Here is a 17,346-nt window from a genome sequence, read left to right on the forward strand (position 1 = left end):
CTACAAACAGCCAGTATCAAAGCGAATTAGCTCACACACAAAGGGATTGACAGTTCACACTTTTCTATTTAGCATACTGTTTAACGATATTTAGTATACCTTTTAAAAGATTAAAAAATACAAATATTCGTTATTTGGTATTTCTTTACAGGAGAGGCCCTCGATCTTGTAGCTTTAGGAAATATGTTAGACATTAATTTAACTGGGCAATAATAATTACGGAGTAACCCTATGAAATTTACTAACAAGAAATTATTGGCAGCAGCGGTATTAACCGCCATCGCCACTCAAGCCAACGCGGCACCTGTCACCTATACAGTAACGTCCTCCACTGTCACTGCGGACTTGTTCTTTGGCACCGGTTATGTCGGCGCCGGCAGTACGCCTGGTGAAGGTTCCACTGACCCTCTAGCCTCGGGCATGGCCTCCTACCAAGGAAACGCGCTACCGGACGGTGGCTATGCGTTCAACATTAGCGGAACAGTGACCTATGATGATGCGGATGGCTCAGTGATTAGCAATAATCTAAAGTTTAATGGCGGTGTAACTGTCGACGTAGGCGGTGAGCTAGCTTACGCTGGCTTTCTTAACGCTGGTGGTGACTATGTCAACGGTAGTGGCTTAACCCTCAACACAGGGCTTTTTGATGCGACATTCGGAGCTTACCCTGAAGATATGGTCGACCTTACTACCACCAACCTCGATTTCACCGTGGCTAGCTTTTGGGATGGTTTCGGATTTGTAAATCCAGGCTTTATTCTTGAGACAGGTGCTCCAATCACTGCTGGCGACATCATTACTCTTACTATGCCAGGCTACACTCATGAGAGTGGGTTCAACCAAATCAATACTGTTGGTAATGTATCACTATTTGGAGAAGAAGCAGGTATGGGTATGGGCGGCACGCTGACTCTGGAAGTTGCTGCAGTTCCTGTTCCTGCCGCAGCATGGCTGTTTGGCTCGGCCATTGTGGGGCTTGCGGGTATTGGACGTAAGCGTAAATCAGCTTAACGCTTTAATGGGCCAGCCCCCGTGGCTGGCTTGGATTCGAGTATAAGGAAATACGCAGAGCACGGAGTGTTAACCCACTCCGTGTTTTTTTATGCCTATAAAAAGCCCGCGTAAGCGAGCAAAGGGTTAATGACTCGTCCTATTGAGTATGTCAGCTAAAGGCTGAAGCTGCTGTTCATAGTTCTTCCATTTTTCTACCGCTGTTTTATACATGGGTTTACGTACTTGCGAAGCACTCGGTGTGTTGACATTGCGTTTTGTTTTATGAAAATTCATGCAAGCCTGCTCGAAAGGTAACTCGCAATAATTCAATAATTCTTTTACCTGATTATCAGGGTCGGCTATCAATTTCTCGTAACTCAAACAATAAATTTTGTCGGGCAGCAGTTCATGCCAAAATGCCATAAGGCTTTCATAGAGTCGATAATACTCTGCCAATTCTTGCAGATTGGCGGCATAGCCATGAGCGACATTAAAATCCTGCTGAAAAATTGACAGACAATGGTCAAGTGGATTGCGAACACAGTGAATGATTTTAGCCTGAGGAAAAACGGCAGCTATCAAGCCTACCCGAAGAAAATTATGCGGCAGCTTATCGGTAACCCTAAGTATTGAGTCGTCGACTCCATTTCTTAATTTTTCAATATATTGACTGGCAGCCGTAACAAAAGAGCCTTCATTGACTTGATTAAGTCCTGCAGGAAATTCCTGCCTCGTTATCGTCATTGCAACCTCACAAACCTGGCGTATATATTCTACTTCCCCAGCACCATGCACAGAGGAATGGCTTGCCAAAATTTGCTCTGTTAGGCTGGTGCCAGAGCGAGGCATGCCGACAATAAATATGGGGGTTGAATCTTCTAATCCCTTGCCTTCAAAGCGTTGCTGGAATGCAGCGCCAAGCTCTAACTCATGCTGCTTGAAGTATTTCTTTTGATCCGGCACGCAATACTGGTAGGTTTGTCTTCTGAGCCGGTTGGCTTCAAGCAGGTGGTCGAAAGCTTTATCATACTCTGACAAATCATCAAACACTTTACCTAATGCATACTCTAATAGCATACGATCAGGGTCTTTAAGCGTATCGAGTTGAGAGGCTAGCTCCATAGCTTTCACATCATCATTGTGCTCTTTACATTTTTGCAGAAAAGCAAGTCCATGGTGAGCACTGGCGCAACCAGCATCAAGGGCGATAGCCTTGCGAAAGCTAAGCTCTGCTGCAGCAAAATCTCCCTGAACTTTTTGAACTGAGCCTCTTTTAGCGTGTGCCAGGGCATTATTGGGCGCCAACTTTACCGCTTGATCATACAGCTTTCTTGCCCTATCAGGTTTATTGGTGTCGGTAGAGAACACGCCATAAGTCAGAAGGAATAGTATGTTGTCCGGCTCTAGTTTATAAAGTTTTTTTAGACTTTTCTCTGCATCAATTAGCAGATTTAATGCTCGCTCTACAATAAAAACATTCCATGTGGCATTAAAATCATTGGGCCGAATTATTTCTGCATGGCGCAAGTAATTCAGGGCTTCCTGGTTACGGTTTATTTTGTGTAGCAGCTGGCCGAGAGACGAGTTAGCCTCATAGTGGTCAGGGGCCATGTTAATAATATGGGCATAGCCATTGGCGGCTTGCTGAAGTTGGCCGGTGTTCTCCAGCAACTTAGCGGTCTTTAAAGCTTCCAGATATTTAGGGTTATCCTTTTTTCTTGGTTTAAGCTTGGCACCGGGCTTGGCTGATCTTTTTTTGCTGGTTTTTTTCGCCACAACGCTGCCTTCTATTTTAAGCGAGCTTTGATCGCCGCAACTTTAAGTATGGTTTTAACGCCCAGAGAAACGGCCAGAGTTTTTAACCTTTGCCTGGCCACGCCCCAATCTGCCGGCTTGCCGATTTCAAGATCGCCGGCTGCCACCAAGGTGTCAATCTCCTGATCAGATAACTCAAGCAACTCCCTGATCAGTTCACGAGTATGCTCTGCCTGAGCCGGCGCCCGGTTAATGACAGGCGGTGGCAAAGTTTCGCTAAAGCCAACTGGGCCATTTTCTGTTTCTAACAACCTGCCTGCAGTAGGCTGATCCAGCAGGCGGAAGAAGTGCCTGACCTTATAGTGCGGATTTTGCAGAAACTCGCTGAGTCGCAGCATATTACCCGCGGGCACACCCTGTGCCTGACACGCCATCATCACTTGATAGGGCGAGAGACTGGCACTCCACTGTGTCACCATCGCTTCCAGTTGTTCACGGTGCTGCACTCTACCCAAGGCACTAGCGTAGCGACTATCTTCCGCTAAATCGTCTCGCCCCATAGCCCTGCATAGCCCCTGCCATTCATAATCGCTGGTCACTGATACGACACACCACTGGTCATCCCCTTGACAAGAAAATACCGAGTCAGGTGCGTTGAACTCATGGCTATTACCCTTGGCGACCATAGTGCCCGGCGCTAAAGATTCGCGCAGAAATTCGGGCGCCAATACATTCATAATGCATTCAGCCTGAGACAAGTCCACAAAACCGCCGACACCGGTGGCTCTGCGCTGAATCAGTTTGGCAAGGATGGCCGTTGCACTCACCCGGGCGGAAAAGTGGTCAGGGTAAATGGTGACTACATCCGCAAAGCCCGCTTCCTGTTCCGGGTAACGCCACAGGCCTGATAGTGAAGTACTGGCACGTACCAGCGGGCCATAACCCATCGTGCTGGCTTCGGGGCCGGCGCTGCCCATGGCGCTACTCTCGGCACATATAATGCGCGGGTTAATCGACTGTAAAACTTCATAGCCTATACCCAGCTTATCCATCGTCCCCGGCTTGAAATTGGAGAGCACAATATCAGCCTGCTCAACCAGCTGTTTAAACAGTTCAATGCCTTTTTCGGAGCGTAAATTTAAGCCTAATGATTGCTTGCCTCGGTTGCCCTGTGCAAAGGGTATGGACACTGGGTTGCTATCGAAGCTTTGCCGCATGCCATCACCAAAGGCTTTATTCTCGAGCTTAATCACCCTCGCCCCTTGATCGGCAAACAGGCGGCCCAGCTCTGCCCCCGCCACAATCACACCTAAATCCAACACTAACAACCCGGCTAAAGGGCGCCGCGTTATCGGCTCACTACCGAATGGATCCGGTGTCTGCGCCTCATCACTCAGCCGTGCCACGCACTGGGCTACAGTATCTTGTCCAACGGCCGGTGCCGGCTGACGAAACCCCACGCGCTGACCATCAATCCGCTGATAACCGGCAGGGACTTTCCCGGTAGCCCCCTCCAATGTAAGGTCTACAAAAAAGTCGCGGGCCGCAAAATGCTGATCGTTAAATAACTCCGATGGCTGCGCCACCGAGGCAATAGGAATACCTTTTTCACGACCGGCCAGCACCAGCTCTTCACGGGTTTTATCGGCAAACAGAGCCGCAATCAGCTCATTAATCGGGCCGATACTCAAGAGTCTGACAGCCGCCTTGCCGTACTTGGGGTGCTTAAAATGATGATCAGGACCCAGCCATGCCGACATGGCCTGCCACTGCCGTGGGTTGAGTACACAGGCGCGTACATAACCATCGACACATTTGAAAACCGGATACATTAGCGCCAGGGAAGGTAATTGACCAGGCACAAAATCAACCACGGTGCGCCCTTTAATCGCCACTTCGATGGCGGTACGACCGGCAGAGGCGCTGCCCGTCACACCAATGGGTGGGTCCAGAATCTGAGCCACGGCATCATTAATAGAGAAGTCCAGCGTATCGCCCTGCCCAGTGTGCAGGCGCTGCCAGTAGGCCAGCAAAGCGACCCAAGCTGCCTGAATAGCGGCGGTTTCCAGCGCCATATCACCCGGTGGTAATAAGGGCTTATTTCCCGCAGTCCCCGAACGCGATAGCTCACCGCCCATGGCCATATGGACCGCTTCAGTCGCCTTGAAATCTTTATAGGGCCCCTGCAAACCAAAATCGCTAATGGATAACACCAACAACTCGGGTTTTAAAGCGCGTAATTTGGCGGCCCCTAAACCCTTTGCATTCAGATAGCCTGACTCTGTACCATCCAACACGATATCGGCACTCTTCAGTAAACTTAGAAATTGTTCTTTACCTTCACTGACCGCTAAATCAATCACCACACTTTTCTTATTCGCATTGCGGGCTGCAAAAGTAAGGCTTTGCCCCTGATAGAGTGGCTCGCGCAGTCTGGAGGCCATTCCCCCTGGCGGCTCAACCAAAATCACCTCGGCACCCAGATCCGCCAATTGACGGCCACAACCCTGACCAATACGGTCACACAAATCCAGTATCCGCAGGCCGGATAAAGGCAAAGCGGCTTGGTTATCGGAGGTATTGACTGACATGCTGTTTTATCCTGAAGCTATTAAAGTGTTAACGCCCAGACCATTTCGGGGCTCTTTTCTCAACAAAGGCTTTGGGCCCCTCCATAAAGTCCTCACTGGCCAGCAACTCATCAAAGGCGGCCGGTATACCGACTACGGAGTCTTCAACGGCACTGTGCAGATTAGTTTCTGCTAATAGCTTCATGGTTATACGAATAGACGAGGGGGAGTTTTGGCACAATAGCGTGGCGTATTCTCTTGCCGCTTCCATCACCGCACCACTGTCACACACTTGATTCACAAAGCCTATTTCCTGCGCTCGAGTCGCCGTAATGGGTTTACCGGTGATCAATAAATCCATCGCCTGCTTGAGTGGAATCTGCCGTGTTAATCGTTGGATACCGCCGGCACCGGCAATCAGCCCCACTTTAACTTCGGGTAAGGCAAACTGCGCTTTTTTATCGGCGATAACAATGTCGCAGGCCAGTGCAACTTCCATCCCACCACCCATCGCAAAACCGTTGACCGCGGCAATAACCGGCTTAGTTCTACGGCGTGATGTAATGCCGGCAAAACCGGACGTTGGCGTCCACATAGGCTTGCCCGTGGCGGAATACTTCAGGTCGTTGCCGGTACAAAAGGCTTTATCACCCGCTCCGGTTAGAATGGCAACCCAGAGCGAAGCATCACTTTCATAGACATCAAAAACCTCTGCCAACTCCTCATTGGCGTAGGGGTGTAAAGCGTTCATAGCTTCAGGGCGGTTGATGGTCACTTCCAGAATATGCCCCTTTTGCGCTACCGTGCAAAACTCATAGTTATCCCTAAACTCCGTTGCTGGGACCGGCATCTGCAAACTCAGCGCCTCTTTAGATAAAGCCACGCGGTTACCCTTGCCTATGGCGCCGGCAAAAATAGTTTGGCCAAGCATATCGCGACTTAACAAGGCCTCAATAAACGCCTGGTCGTTGGAAAAATTGTTGGCAATAAAGCGTGCACCGCTTGTTACCATGCGACCGATAACCACCGCATATAAGGGTTTGCCTCGACTAAATTGAACCGTATAGGATTCCACCACCGCTTCACCTTCAGGGCTATTATCCAGCTTCACCGCCGCCACTGCGTTTAGTTGTTCCTGCAAGGCTTTAGAATCGCAGCGCTGCCAGCCAGGTCGAGTCGAATAAACCCCCACCGAATGCTTGTGCATCACACCACCATTAGCACCGACCAGTCCATAGCTATCGGGTTTATGCCGCAGTCGATTCACCACCGCAGCAATACCGTGCATAGAATAATTATTGCCCGGGCCGCCAAAGAAAGGCAGGCCGCCGGTTTGGGTTAAACACTGATCAGTGCCATCTAAACCCAGTGCCGCTTTCGCCTCTGAAACTACAATAGGAAAGCAGCTATAGATATCGATAAACTCAAGGTCAGCACCACGAATGCCGGCGGTGGCTAAAGCCTGCTGGTAAGCGCCGGTCAATGCGGTGGACTCACCCAGTTTTTCTCGCTCCAGCAAGCTTTTATCATAGCTATCGGCATAGGCATGCAGGTAAACCCACTGGCTCTGGTCAATGCCTAGTTGCTGTGCTTTGCCTACGGTCGTTAACACTACCGCGGCCGCTTGATTAACCCCGTCTTTGGCCACCATGGCGCGGGTATAGGGATAAGCAACATAAGCGTTTTTGCCGGCCGGATTGGCAATCTCTTCGGCACTCAGGCTAAGCGGGAACATGGCATTGGGATTGTCAGCCGCCACCGCCGAAAAAGGTGCCAGCAAGGCTGCCATCTCCTGCGTATAGCTGGCGATCTCTTTATTCTGACTGTTACATCTGGCCATTTCGCAGATAGCGTAAGAAACGGGTGCGGCCAATAGTTGATGTTTCATCTGTTCGTAGCTGAGCATACCCTGCATACCAATGCCTTGGTCTTCCAACTGCCCATCGACTTGCTCTGCCCAATCCAATGACTGCTGGGCCTTTATCGCGGCTTTAGTGCTGGCAATGACTTCGGCTCCGGCCAGCAATACCATATTGGCCTTGCCGTCAGCCAAATGTTCACTCCATTCATTCACCAGTTTTTGCGGTGTATTGCCACCCATGGTGGAATAAATCGCCCTGGTTGGATTGGCGCCAACACGCTGGGCGATAGAGCGGGGCATATTATTGGTATTGCCAAAGGGCTGTGGCCACATGGCATTGCTGTCGGGAAAAGTTCGGGTGGCTACTACCACATCAATTTCGCTCGCCAGCTGTTCGACTGACAAGGCATCATTAAGTGCTATTGCAGCTGCCTGACCTGCCAGAGCGTGGGCCGAAGAGGCCTCTTGCAACGGTTCAGTCAACAGCTCTGTAACTTCACCCACACCGATAATAATGGGGGTATTTAAATCAATAGACACTAATTACAACCTCTCAGCTAACTAATTTATAAACTGTAAAAAACAGACACCCTATAAAGAGTATACTGTTTTAAAAAGTATATCAATTAACATCTTTACGCTTGAGGTCTTGTTATCGTTAAGCCATCAGCCAGTGGCAGCCAGCATGATTCGACGCCTGTATTCTGTTGGGGTTACTCCCTTCCAGCGATAAAAGGCATGGGTAAAAGATTCCTTGGTAGCGTAACCTGACCGACGCGCTACATCCTCAATACCGTACTGACAATCATCGATAAGCGGCATGATCATTTGCTCTATATACAAATCCAATACTTGCTTAAAACTGGTATTTTCTGCCCTTAACCTACGTGTCAAAGTGCGGGCGGACATATGAAGTTGACGAGCGACGGCTTCTTGACTGGGCAGGGAATTAAAATCAAGTGTGCTACCAATAGCGGACTTAACTTTTTGCTGATAGGTCATCGGTGTCATAGTGATTTTTTGATAGATAAAAAAGAGCATGCCGCAATAATTATTACAGCACGCTCAAGTGGGAATATGAGACTCCTGAATCATTATAAACAGTATACTATATAAAAATAATTTCAAGTCAACTTTTTACAAACTAGTACCAAGTGCCCTCTTTGACACCAAAAAAAATCTACCAATGCTGGTATTTCAGGATAGTGTTAATCGCCTTCGCCCCGAATGGCACTGCCTCAAGAATGTCATTGAGCCTTGTAGGGTGGAATATATTCCACCATCGGCCTGCAAATCATTAACGGCTGGTGGATTATAATCCACTGCTGTCTCACAAATACCTCTCTATTCTTCGCTGGCACTTTAGTGGTGCGGGATAGATCGCATTAGATGTATTTAGGACATGAATTTGAACTTGGTTTCCACTAACCATCCGGCAGTAAGCTGTCTATTTTTAGTGGACGGCTCTAACATCTCGTAATCGTCCTCCCTGCTTTTGTACGCCACTAAAAACAGACAGCTCACTACCTTCAGATCACGCATTCTTTCAGTGTTGTTGAAAACAAAAAGGCGTGAAACCCAGTAATGGCGGGTGGTAAAAAGCGTGAACGTGATGCAAGAGCTGTGCTGGGTAGGGGGTTCTGGGACCGTGAAAATACAGGGATGTATTTTCCCGAGCGCCGAGCCTGCCCCATGACCGAAGGGAGTGCTTTGGGTACAGGGAAGGCTTGCAGCGTGTCCCATAACCCCCTACCCAGTACAGCTCGTTCCCAATCTTCGAATAATTCGCAAAACTATGAGACAGCAGTGGATTATAATCCACCCTACAGCAGCATTTTAAGCTTAAGGCAGTGCCATTACCTTCGCCCCCACTACAGATCGGTCATTATTAGCCATTGATACAAAAATCTGTTTTGACTAACCGTAACTTTAATTAGTATACTATTAGTGGAAGGGCACACTATGGGCTCAATAGCATGCCCAAACCAATAACCGATTCGTATTCAATGCTCTGAATCAAAGGCTGTATAGCGCTAAAGGCAGGTGATAAATGACCATATCAGAACAAACTCTAAGGTTTAACCGCTTAAAACAGGCCCCGGAAATGGCCTGGCCAACGCTGGGCCTGTTCTGTCTCTGCATGCTGGGTTTTGCTGCTACCTATTATCTGGCGCTAACCGATGCCATACCTATGTGGCTGGGAACACTGATTAGTGGCGTGCTCTGCTTTTACTGCTTTACCGTCGCCCATGATGCTACCCACGGTGCCGTCTCAAAAAATAAGGCCATCAACAATGGGCTTGGGCATATTGCCATGTTTTTCTTTGGCGGCTTCGCCTCTTTAGACGTCGCTCGCTGGATCCATATGCAGCACCACCGGTTTACCAACGATCATGATAAAGACCCGGATGCCTATGGGCATTCAATAGATCTATGGTTCCCCCTGCGGTGGGCGAACTTTGATTTTCATTACTCCCGTTACTTTCTCAATAGAGCCGGCCCTATGCGCAAGCGGCTGATGGGGTCTATCTATATCAAGCTAAGCGTCGTTCTGACGATGATTATTGTCGGCGTCGCCTTCGGCTATGGCTATGAAATTCTGATGCTATGGTTTTTACCGACGCGTATTAGCTCGTTTCTTTTTGTCGCCATGTTTGTCTATTTACCGCATATACCCTTTGCGGCAACCGCTGCTGAAGATGAGTACAAAGCCACTAATATTCGGCAAGGCTTTGAGTGGCTGCTGACACCAGTAATGATGTATCAAAACTATCACCTGCTGCATCACCTTTACCCTTCTGCACCTTTCTACCGGTATATAAAACTCTGGGAGATGAATAAAGAAGAACATATGAGTCATCAACCTATTTTTGTAAAAGCCTTCTCCCTCGATGGGGTGGTTAGCTCTAAGTCAAAGTGAGATTTTTATTGTGAGGTTAGTAGCATGAAAAAATGGCAATGTCGCTTTTGCTCCCATGTCTATGATGAGGCTCTGGGTGAGCCGGATATGGGGGTCGCACCAGGTACCAAACTTGAAGATCTTCCCGACGAGTGGTTTTGCCCTGAATGTGGCGCCACAAAAGAAGACTATGAAGAAGTTGTTGAATAAAGGGGATTAGGATGAGTGATTTATCGGGAAAGAACCTATTAATAACCGGCGCAGGCAATGGCTTGGGACATGCAATGGCTTTGCATCTGGCTGGCTGCGGTGCGCAATTAGTGATTGCTGATATCGATGAACCGGCACTGGCAGCGCTCAGTGAAAAGATTCAGGCTATCAGCGGCAATACACCTTTATCTGTAGTGCTGGATGTGAGTAGCGAAGAACAGTGGCAGGCTGCTGCCAGTACTATTGCGCAACAGTTGGGTTATCTAACAGGTCTGGTCAACAATGCAGGCATCATGCTGCATGTGCCATTTCAAGAGATGACGCTGGAACAATTTCGGCAAACACTACAAGTGAATGTAGAGGGCGTGTTTCTTGGCTGTCAAAACTGTTTACCGTTACTGGAACTTGGCGCGAAAGAAGCCGGCAGTAGCTCCATTGTTAATATCTCGTCCATCTTTGGTCATGTTGCCGGCTTGATGCATAGTGCTTACGCCGCCTCAAAAGGGGCGGTCAATATGTTCTCAAAATCTCTGGCTAATGAACTGCCAAGACAAGGCTTGAATATTAGAACGAATACCGTGCATCCCGGAGTGATGAGTGCAGGTGTGTCTATCGCGGGTACTCAAGCTGCGATTGACCGGGGCGTGTTCAGTTCAGCCGAAGAAGCCGGACAAGTACTGATGATGGGTAACCCCTATGGACGACCAGGCCAGCCCGAAGAAATACCCGGTGCCATTGCGTTTTTACTCTCTGATGCATCGCTGTTGATGAACGGTGCTGAAATCACTTTGGATGGTGGCCATACGGCAGTTTATTAATCAGTCATTGCTATAGGATTTAAACCGATGCATTACAATATTCTCGATTATTTTAATTTTCATGTGACTGAAAGTCCCTCTCTACCCTGCCTTATCGAAGGGGATACTTCGGTCTCTTATCAAGACCTTGATCGGCTGTCTGATGCATTGCTCAATGATATTAATAAGCTGGGCTTGAAATCAGAGGATAGAATAGCCCTGCTGGCCAAAAACTCGATTGATTTAGTGGTGGCGGTTATTGCATCCATCAAATCCGGACACGTTTTTGTGCCCTTGAACTACCGGCTTTCTCTGCCTGAAATCAACTATATTCTTAAAGATAGCCAAGCTCGTTCGCTGATGGTTTGTGCAGACTTCGCTAGCGACGAACTAACTGACTTATGTAATCAACTTGGAGTGAAATCTTATCCACTGGATTATTCGTCCCTTGACGCCCACCAGCTTATTACCGCTGCTGCAACATCAGTGAGTGAAGACCTTTGCCAGATGTATACCTCTGGCACAACAGGGCAGCCAAAAGGTGTGGTCAGTGGCCATCGACAATTATTTGAACTGGTGGTAACCAATGCCTTGATGCCACCAAAACTCAATAGCCAACAACCGTCACTACTACTGATGCCACTGTTTCATGCGGTGGGTTTGGGGCAGCTATTTATTAATCTGGTCAATGGCAAACCTACAGTCATATTGCAGGACTTCGATCCGGATCTCGCCCTGGCTTTAGTCGATCGCCATCAAATAGAAGATACCATTGTGGCCCCTATTATGTTGCAGGCATTTGTTGCCCTGCTCTCTGCGGGCTCTATTCACAATGTAACTTCACTAAAGAGAATGGTTTACGGTGCGTCCTCTATTGATAGTCAGTTGTTGAAAAAGGCCATGAGCGTTTTTAGCGCTGATTTTTTGCAAGGCTATGGCATGACGGAATTATCAGGTGGGGCCATTTTCCTCACGGCTGAAGATCACAAAAAAGCCATCGCCGGCAAAGAACATATTTTGAAATCAGCAGGCAGGCCCGCTCCCGGTGTAAGAGTGATCACTGTAGATGCCGACAAAAATCCTTTGCCCGCCAATGAATCTGGCGAAATTGCCATTTATAGCAGGACGTTAATGAATGGTTACTGGAACAATCAGCAAGCTACCAGCGAAGTGGTTGAAGACGGTTGGTATTACACCGGTGATGCAGGCTATATCGATGAAGAGGGTTATGTTTATATCTGTGACCGCATCAAAGATATGGTGATTTCCGGCGGTGAAAATATTTACCCACTCGAAGTGGAGCGGGTGCTGAACAAGCATCCTGATATTGTTGAATCATCAGTGATTGGTATACCCGACAAAACCTATGGTGAGACCTTGCTAGCCGTTTGCGTTAGCAAAGTAGCCGACACGCTTGACGAGAAAGAGGTCATAGCATTTTGTCGAGACCAGTTGGCAGGTTATAAAATACCGAGGAAATTTTCCCTGGTAACCTCTTTACCAAGAAACGCTGCTGGAAAAATACAAAAAGCTGTTCTGAGAGAAACCCATACAGAGTAGAACATCTACCGGCCTAAACAAACGAATAGCTACCCTGCTCTGGTCAGCGATAAAACCTATTATTAAAGAGAATTTAAAATCATGTTAAAGCGTGAATTTACCGAAGAACAAACCCTATTTCGTGGCGCTTACCGAAAGTTTTTGCAGCAGGAAATTGTGCCTTATATGGAACATTGGCGCGAACAAGGTATTGTCGGGCGAGAAGCTTTTCTAAAAGCCGGTAAGTTGGGTTTTTTAATGACCTGGCCAGATGAACAATATGGCGGTATGGGTGATAACGATTTTCGCTTTGAACAAATTATTATCGAAGAAAACCAATACGCCCTCACCGGTGATTGGGGAGCAACGACCCATAGCCGTTTAGTAGGCCCGTACTTAAGCCGTTTTGGCAATGAAGAACAGAAGCAACGATTTTTACCAAAATGTGTAGCCGGTGAAAGTATTTTGGCCATCGCCATGACCGAGCCGGATGCAGGCAGTGACCTGGCGGGTATGCGTGCCACGGCTATTGATCAAGGGGATCACTATCTACTGAATGGGAATAAGATTTATATTTCCAACGGCATTAACGCGGATGTGATTATTGTGGCGGCCAAAACTGACCCAAGCAATAACCCACGCAATATCGGTTTATTTATTGTAGAGCGAAACTTTGAAGGGTTTACTCACGGCCCTATGTTGAAAAAAATGGGCCAGAAAGGGCAAGACACCGCCGAGTTATTTTTTCAGGATGTTATCGTACCCAAGAGCAATGTGTTAGGCGATGACGCTAAAGGGCTGTCGTATTTGATGGAAGGCCTGGCTGAAGAGCGGCTAATTTCAGCGTCGAGCAGTTTAGCGGCTGCCCAAAAAGCCTTTGATATTACGCTGAATTTCACCAGAGATCGAAAACTCTTTAAAAAGTCTCTGGCTGATTTTCAAAACACTCAATTCAAACTGGCTGACCTGCGTGCGGAACTGGATATGCAGCAGACTTATCTTGATCAATGCGTAAAAGCACTTAACCATAATGCATTAAGTGCGGTTGATGCTGCCAAAGTCAAACTACTTAGCAGTGAATTACAGTGCCGTGTGGTCGATGAAGGTGTACAGCTTCACGGTGGTGCTGGCTATATGGATGAATACCCTATCAGTCGCATGTTCACCGATGCCAGAGTCACACGGATTTATGCAGGTACCTCTGAGGTGATGAAATTAATTGTGGCGCGCGATATGTATAAGGATGAGACCTTGCCTTTTATCGACAGAGACTTACCCTGAGTGGTAAGGCTCACTGATAGTCATCACTAAAGCTAAGACTGCTTGGCCATATTGGGAACGCCTTCATCAAGTATTACCCAATCTTGCTTGCTATCACACCAAACGTTAAATTGCGGGATAAAGCCACTGGTATCATCCAGAGTTCCGGCCTTAAGGTATACAGTGTCAGGTTTACTCGAGACAGCTGAATAAAGCGGTGAGCCACAATGGTCACAGAAATAACGTTTAACCCTATTGCCGCTATCGGTATCACTATCTCGATAAAGCTTCGGTTGCCCGGCGGTAAATTTAAAGTCTGAAACGGCAACAGCAGCCAGTGTCGAGAATGCTGAGCCTGCCTGCCTTTGGCAGTTCTTGCAGTGACACACACCCGTAATAGTAGGTGCCGCTTTAAGTTCATAGGTTATTTGCCCACAAAGGCATTGTCCTGTTACTGCCATTTCAAGCTCCTTGGTATATTTTTTGGTTGGTCGATTGGCTTAGTAGATAACGTGGGAACAAACTGCTGTCATTCCCGCCCCCAACTAAAACACTCGAGGGCAGGCTTCGGTGGGAATGACAGCTGGGTAGGGTGGAATATATTCCACCATCGGCCTGCAAATCATTAACGGCTGGTGGATTATAATCCACCCTACAGCAGTATTTTAAGCTTAAGGCAGTGCCATTCGGGCCGGCCCTGTATTTTATCGAGCGCCCATACTACATTTTAGGTATGCAACACCGCACGCTCATGGGATAACTCCTTGAAACCATGAATGCTATGGTAACGACCAATACCACTGGTATTGACACCACCAAAAGGAAGGTTGCGTTCAAGATAATGTATAGCACAGTCGTTAACCGTCACACCACCGGAGGAAGTGTTTTGTAGCATCAACTCAACAAACTCATTGCTCTCAGTGAACAAATACATGGCCAAGGGCTTGGGCTGCTGCTGTAGCGTGGTGATAACTTCATCGATATCGTTGTAGGTAAATACACTTAAAATAGGACCAAAGACTTCTTCAGCCAAAATTTTTGCATCAGCGGGCACATCGGTAAGTAAAGTTGGATGTACCGCTTGATTTTCCACCTCACCACCGCAGACTACCGTCGCACCTTTTTCACGAGCATCATCAATATAGCCTTTTACCCGTTGCAGATTGCGCTCATCAATTATTTTTCCGGTAGCCTCGGTGTTTAATGCACCGTCTACATAAAACATCGCCTGGTAAGTGGCTTGCACAGTCGCAATAAATGCTTCTTTTTGCTCTTCGTGCACCCAAATATTTTCCGGGCACAGACACACCTGCCCGTTATTCATATTGCGCCAGGCCGCCACTTTCTGAGCGGCTTCTTGAATATTGGCGGTGCGGTCGATAACGACAGGATTTTTGCCCCCCAGCTCCAGTGTCACCGACGCCAGATGTTGTGCTGCTGCTGCCATGACTATCTTACCCACTGCCGGACTGCCGGTAAAAAACACATGGTTGATCGGCTGTTCTAACAATTGATTGGCCAATTCAACGCCACCTTCAAAGACAGCGACTTCCTGCTCATCAAACACGTCACGGATTATTTCAGCGGTCACTTTGCTGATATGCGGTGCCATTTCATTAGGTTTGACCAGCGCACAATTACCGGCGGCCACTATAGCGACCAACGGCTGAAACACCAGACAGAAAGGAAAATTCCAGGGACCAAACAACAACACAATACCTTTTGCCTCATAGGTCAGTCGCGGGCGGGCATGCTCTAAGCCTGGAGACGATTCAATATCTACCGGCTTCATCCACTGCGCAAGATTATTGATGGCATCGTCAATATCGGTGTAGCAGCCAGTTATTTCTGCCTCGTCACCTTCGGGTGATTTTCGAAGGTCGGCATAGAGTGCTGCTCTGATGGCGGCTTCCCGAGACTGTATGGCTGACTTTAGTCGCGCAAGCTTGGCAATACGCTGTTCTGCAGTAGAACGCTTTACCAGCCATTGATGCTTGGACTGCAACTGAAAGATACGATTTATTTCGCTGACTGAGGTTTCACTATTCATAGTATTCTACTTTTTTTCAAAGGTACTGTTTTAAAGGTACTGTTTTAAAGGTGCTGTTTCAATGAGTTCGATGATGGAATAAACATGCTCAAAAACCTAACTCATAGTAAATTTAATCGGCAGCTTTTTAAGCCCCGTGACAAAAATCGCTTTTGCTACTTGAGGCTCGCCGGCCAGCTCAATACTGTCGAGGCGGGGTAACAACTCTTGGAAAAAGGAGACAAGTTCCATCTTGGCGAGGTGCATACCCAAACAAACATGTGGCCCAAAACCAAACGCTAAATGCCGGTTGGGTTTACGCGTCACATCAAATGTAAAGGGTTCATCAAAGATACTTTCATCACGGTTGGCCGATGGATAATAAAGCGCTAGTGACTCCCCTGCCTTGATCTTAACGCCCTCCACTTCACAGTCATCTTTGGCGGTACGAACAAAGCTTTTCACCGGTGTCACCCAGCGAAGCATCTCATCAACAGCGGCAGGAATTAAGTCAGGATTGTCTTGTAGTAAACGCAGCTGATCCGGATTTTCTATTAATGCCCGCATACCGCCCGCCAAGGTATGGCTGGTAGTATCGTGACCGGCCGTTGCCGTGAGAACATAATAGGAAATCGCTTCCAAATGACTAATAGCTTCACCGTCGACTTCTGCCGTGGCGATCACTGTGGCAAGATCGTCTTTGGGGTTGGCTCTTTTTTCTTCAATTAGCTTACCGAAGTAGGTATGAAAATCCCTAAGCACCTCATTTCTGGTCGCCGCCCCCGTCTCTTCCCCGTCGGTTCGCGCCATATCTTCATCTTCACCGCCAAACAGTTGTTGAGTCAATTTTAGAATAAAAGCCTCATCTTCATCGGGAATACCCAGCGTGGCCATCAGTACACGTAGCGGGTAATACATAGCAATGTCAGCGGCAAAGTCACACTCACTACCCAGAGATGCCATCTGATTAACCATTGTCTTTGCTAACTGTTCTACATTGCCGCGCAAGTTACTGATGTTTTTTGGAGAGAACCAATTTTGTCCGATTCTGCGCATTTTTTTATGTCGCTCACCATCCATATTGACCAGCATTTCCAATGCATTAACGGTACCAAAGGCTTTTAAAGCTGCTTGCTCGACCTCAGTAGGTCGTAAAATAGATCGAGGGTTACTGAGAAACTGCTCGTTATCCAGCTCAATATCCTTGATGGTTTCGTAGCGTGTCACCGCCCAAAATGGCCGATACTCTTCAGGCTCAACACGACAAACCGGCGTGTCTTTTCTTAACGCTGTAAAAAGTTTATGTAAACGATCTTCATCAGCGAATAAGGCGGGATTAGTGAGCTCTTCAACTTTTGTCATGATCATTCTCTTTAAATTTATTTTGAAATTTTTTGAAATATTGTATTAGGTAAAAACGTCGGCTAAATAAC

13 protein-coding genes are annotated in these 17,346 nt (G+C 47.6%); 6 read left to right on the top strand and 7 right to left on the bottom strand.

Translation table 11 applies throughout. From position 1 onward, the window contains the following. Positions 1-231: 231 nt before the first annotated feature. A complete protein-coding gene (locus BST96_RS02540) occupies positions 232-1,011 on the top strand; it encodes a hypothetical protein (RefSeq protein ID WP_085757177.1) in 780 nt (259 codons plus the stop codon). 126 nt (positions 1,012-1,137) lie between these two features. On the opposite strand, the gene BST96_RS02545 is transcribed toward BST96_RS02540, so the two are convergent. The 4 genes from BST96_RS02545 to BST96_RS02560 form a co-directional block, all read right to left on the bottom strand. After that, the gene (locus tag BST96_RS02545) at positions 1,138-2,769 is read right to left on the bottom strand and encodes a tetratricopeptide repeat-containing sulfotransferase family protein (protein ID WP_085757178.1); all 1,632 of its coding nucleotides are present in this window, start codon (positions 2,767-2,769) and stop codon (positions 1,138-1,140) included. Between the two features lie 11 nt (positions 2,770-2,780). Next, positions 2,781-5,339 (bottom strand): CaiB/BaiF CoA transferase family protein, encoded by a 2,559-nt coding sequence (locus BST96_RS02550; protein ID WP_085757179.1) that lies wholly within the window; start codon positions 5,337-5,339, stop codon positions 2,781-2,783. Positions 5,340-5,367: 28 nt separating this feature from the next. Next, entirely contained in the window at positions 5,368-7,719 is a 2,352-nt protein-coding gene (locus tag BST96_RS02555; RefSeq protein ID WP_085757180.1) for an enoyl-CoA hydratase-related protein, read from the bottom strand. Between the two features lie 126 nt (positions 7,720-7,845). Further along, the gene (locus BST96_RS02560) at positions 7,846-8,190 is read right to left on the bottom strand and encodes a helix-turn-helix domain-containing protein (protein ID WP_169713876.1); all 345 of its coding nucleotides are present in this window, start codon (positions 8,188-8,190) and stop codon (positions 7,846-7,848) included. 1,039 nt (positions 8,191-9,229) lie between these two features. Here BST96_RS02560 and BST96_RS02570 point away from each other — a divergent pair. From BST96_RS02570 to BST96_RS02590, 5 genes are all read left to right on the top strand, one after another. Further along, positions 9,230-10,099: a fatty acid desaturase gene (locus BST96_RS02570; protein ID WP_085757183.1), complete on the top strand. Its 870-nt coding sequence runs from the start codon at positions 9,230-9,232 to the stop codon at positions 10,097-10,099. Positions 10,100-10,123: 24 nt separating this feature from the next. After that, positions 10,124-10,288 (top strand): rubredoxin, encoded by a 165-nt coding sequence (locus BST96_RS02575; protein ID WP_085757184.1) that lies wholly within the window; start codon positions 10,124-10,126, stop codon positions 10,286-10,288. 11 nt (positions 10,289-10,299) lie between these two features. After that, positions 10,300-11,106: an SDR family NAD(P)-dependent oxidoreductase gene (locus BST96_RS02580; RefSeq protein WP_085757185.1), complete on the top strand. Its 807-nt coding sequence runs from the start codon at positions 10,300-10,302 to the stop codon at positions 11,104-11,106. A 27-nt stretch (positions 11,107-11,133) separates the two neighbouring features. Then, positions 11,134-12,645, top strand: coding sequence for an AMP-binding protein (locus tag BST96_RS02585; RefSeq protein WP_085757186.1), 1,512 nt, complete (start codon positions 11,134-11,136; stop codon positions 12,643-12,645). An 81-nt stretch (positions 12,646-12,726) separates the two neighbouring features. Then, on the top strand, positions 12,727-13,905 hold the full coding sequence (locus BST96_RS02590) for an acyl-CoA dehydrogenase family protein (protein WP_085757187.1): 1,179 nt from the start codon (positions 12,727-12,729) through the stop codon (positions 13,903-13,905). 32 nt (positions 13,906-13,937) lie between these two features. On the opposite strand, the gene BST96_RS02595 is transcribed toward BST96_RS02590, so the two are convergent. The 3 genes from BST96_RS02595 to BST96_RS02605 form a co-directional block, all read right to left on the bottom strand. Next, positions 13,938-14,345 carry a GFA family protein gene (locus BST96_RS02595; RefSeq protein WP_085757188.1) on the bottom strand — a complete coding sequence of 136 codons (408 nt, stop codon included), beginning with the start codon at positions 14,343-14,345 and terminating at the stop codon, positions 13,938-13,940. Between the two features lie 266 nt (positions 14,346-14,611). Then, positions 14,612-15,934 (bottom strand): aldehyde dehydrogenase family protein, encoded by a 1,323-nt coding sequence (locus tag BST96_RS02600; protein WP_085757189.1) that lies wholly within the window; start codon positions 15,932-15,934, stop codon positions 14,612-14,614. A gap of 96 nt (positions 15,935-16,030) precedes the next feature. Further along, positions 16,031-17,275 carry a cytochrome P450 gene (locus tag BST96_RS02605; RefSeq protein WP_085757190.1) on the bottom strand — a complete coding sequence of 415 codons (1,245 nt, stop codon included), beginning with the start codon at positions 17,273-17,275 and terminating at the stop codon, positions 16,031-16,033. Positions 17,276-17,346 lie beyond the last annotated feature (71 nt).

Source organism: Oceanicoccus sagamiensis, from assembly GCF_002117105.1.
Lineage (GTDB): Bacteria > Pseudomonadota > Gammaproteobacteria > Pseudomonadales > Dasaniaceae > Oceanicoccus > Oceanicoccus sagamiensis.